This window comes from Inquilinus limosus MP06 (assembly GCF_000767795.1).
In the GTDB taxonomy this organism is placed as follows: domain Bacteria; phylum Pseudomonadota; class Alphaproteobacteria; order DSM-16000; family Inquilinaceae; genus Inquilinus; species Inquilinus limosus_E.
In genome coordinates this window covers 1-2,476 of sequence record NZ_JANX01000745.1, presented here as the reverse complement: position 1 = coordinate 2,476, position 2,476 = coordinate 1, and the positions used below count along the sequence as shown (strand labels likewise).

Sequence of the window (2,476 nt, the reverse complement as noted above, 5' to 3'; positions counted from 1 at the left end):
GCCGGATGCGCAGCGGCATGCGGCGCAGATGCGGCAGCACCTCCAGGAACGACAGCGCCAGCCCGACCAGCACGCCGGTCAGCAGGTCGGTCGCCACCACCATGACCACCGTCGCCGCCCAGATCGCCGCCGGCAGCACGCCGTGCCGGTGCAGCAGCTCGCGCACATGCTTCAGGCTGACCAGCCGCCACCCGGTCACCACCAGCACGCCGGCCAGCGCCGCCATCGGCACCTCGCGCAGCAGCCAGGGCAGCAGGGCGACGGCGGCGAGGAGCCAGGCCCCGTGCAGGATCGTCGACAGCCGGGTGGCGGCGCCGGCCTGGACATTGGCCGAGCTGCGCACGATCACCCCGGTCATCGGCAGCGCGCCGGCCAGGCCGCACAGCAGGTTGCCGACACCCTGGGCCGACAGCTCGCGGTCGTAGTTCGTGCGGACGCCGTCATGCATCCGGTCGACCGCCGCGGCCGACAGCAGCGTCTCGGCACTGGCGATCACGGCGATCACCAGCGCCGCGGCCAGGATGCCGCCCTCCCCCAGCCGCGACAGGTCGGCCAGGGTCGGGACCGAGACGGCGGACAGGATCGCGTCGGGCACATCGACGCGCTGCACCGGCAGCGCCAGGGCTGCGGCCAGGGCCGTGCCGGCGACGACGCCGACCAGGGCGCCGGGGATCAGGCGCAGCGAGCGCGGCCGCAGCTTCTCCCACAGCAGCATCGCCAGGATGGTGGCGCCGCCGGCCAGCACCGCGGCGGTGCCGGAGGACCATTGCAGCGGCAGCAGGCCGAGGACCGCAGCCGGGATCGCCGCCAGGTTCTGCAGCCCGTCCGGCAGCGGCGCGCGGCCGAACAGCACCTGCAGCTGCGCCGCCACGATCAGCACGCCGATGCCGGCCAGCATGCCGTGCACCACGGCGGGCGAGATGGCGCGGAACCACTTGCCCAGCCGCAGCACGCCGGCGCCGAGCTGCAGCAGCCCGGCCAGCACCAGGATCGGGCCGAGCATGGCGAGGCCGAAATCCTGCACCAGCTGGAACACGATCACGGCGAGGCCGGCTGCCGGGCCGCTGACCTGCAGCGGCGACCCGGCCAGCAGCCCGACGACGATGCCGCCGATGATGCCGGTCACCAGCCCCTTCTCGGCCGGCACGCCGGAGGCGACGGCGATGCCCATGCACAGCGGCAGGGCGACCAGGACGACGACGATCGAGGCCGGCAGGTCGCGGGCCAGCGAAGCGGGGAGGAAGCGCGCCATGCCGCCTACTCCGCCGCCAGCCGCGGCATCGGCGGCAGCGCCACCGGCAGGCTGCCGGCACCGTCGATCCGGCCGAAGCGGCCGGCGGCGCCGTCATAGGCCTGGATCTCGCCGGATTCGAGCTCGAAGAACCAGCCATGCAGGCGCAGCTGGCCGCGGGCGACCTTGGCCGCGACCGAGGGGTGGGTGCGCAGATGGTTCAGCTGCGCCACCACATTCTCCAGCGCCAGCGCGCGCAGCGTCTCGCGCTCGCCGCGGTCCGGCGGATAGGCCTCGCACACCACCCGGTGGGCGGCATGGCTGTGGCGCAGCCAGGCGGCGACGTTCGGCATGTCCTGCAGCACCTCCGGGTGCAGCAGCGCCTTCATCGCGCCGCAGTCGGAATGGCCGCAGACCACGATGTCGCGGACGCCGAGCGCCACCACCGCATATTCGATCGCCGAGGACACGCCGCCATTGGCCTGGGAGAAGGGCGGCACGATGTTGCCGGCGTTGCGGCAGCAGAAGATCTGGCCCGGGCCGCTCTGCGTGATCAGCTCCGGCACCACCCGGGAATCGGCGCAGGAGATCACCAGCGCCTGGGGCTGCTGGCCGTCGGTCGCGAGCTTCTGGTAGAGCGGCTGCTGCTGCGGGAAGATCTCGGCGCGGAACCGCGCCATCCCGTGGAAGAGGTCGTCCATCCTTGGCCTCCGTTGCATGATCGAGGGGTCGCGCAAGAGGAGGATGGGAATCCTATTTTTCGCATGTGCGAACGGCTCGTGACAAAGTGTGTCAGTGCCTCGGCAGCGATACCTCCGCCGTAAGGCCGCCGGCCGGCCGGTTGACCAGAGACAGCCGGCCGCCCTCCCGCTCCACCGCCTGCAGGGCGATGGCCAAGCCGAGCCCGACGCCGCCGGTGGCGCGGCTGCGCGAGCCTTCGATGCGCTGGAACGGCTGCAGCACGCGGTCCAGCTCGGCCTCCGGGATGCCCGGCCCGTCATCGGCGATGGCGACCGTGACGCCGGCCGGGCCGTCCCGCAGCGCCACGCGGGCCGAGCCGCCATAGGCCACCGCATTGTCGATCAGGTTGGCGAAGGCCCGCTTCAGCGCCAGCGGCCGGGCGTGCAGCACGGCGCGATCAGGCCCGTCATAGCGGGCGTCCTGCCCGGCATCGGCGGCCGCGTCGACCAGCGTGGTCAGCAGCGCCACGAGGTCGACCGCCCGCCGCGGCTCCGGATCGGTGTC

The 2,476-nt window shown here is 73.3% G+C and carries 3 protein-coding genes; all 3 read right to left on the bottom strand.

Translation table 11 applies throughout. The annotated features are described in order from the left end of the window. A partial coding sequence (locus P409_RS31780) for a SulP family inorganic anion transporter (RefSeq protein ID WP_034848008.1) occupies nucleotides 1–1,252 on the bottom strand: 1,252 nt, incomplete at its 3' end. A 5-nt stretch (nucleotides 1,253–1,257) separates the two neighbouring features. After that, the gene (locus tag P409_RS31775) at nucleotides 1,258–1,932 is read right to left on the bottom strand and encodes a carbonic anhydrase (protein ID WP_034848005.1); all 675 of its coding nucleotides are present in this window, start codon (nucleotides 1,930–1,932) and stop codon (nucleotides 1,258–1,260) included. A gap of 91 nt (nucleotides 1,933–2,023) precedes the next feature. Then, nucleotides 2,024–2,476: sensor histidine kinase (locus P409_RS31770; RefSeq protein WP_034848011.1), on the bottom strand; the 453-nt coding region annotated here is incomplete at its 5' end.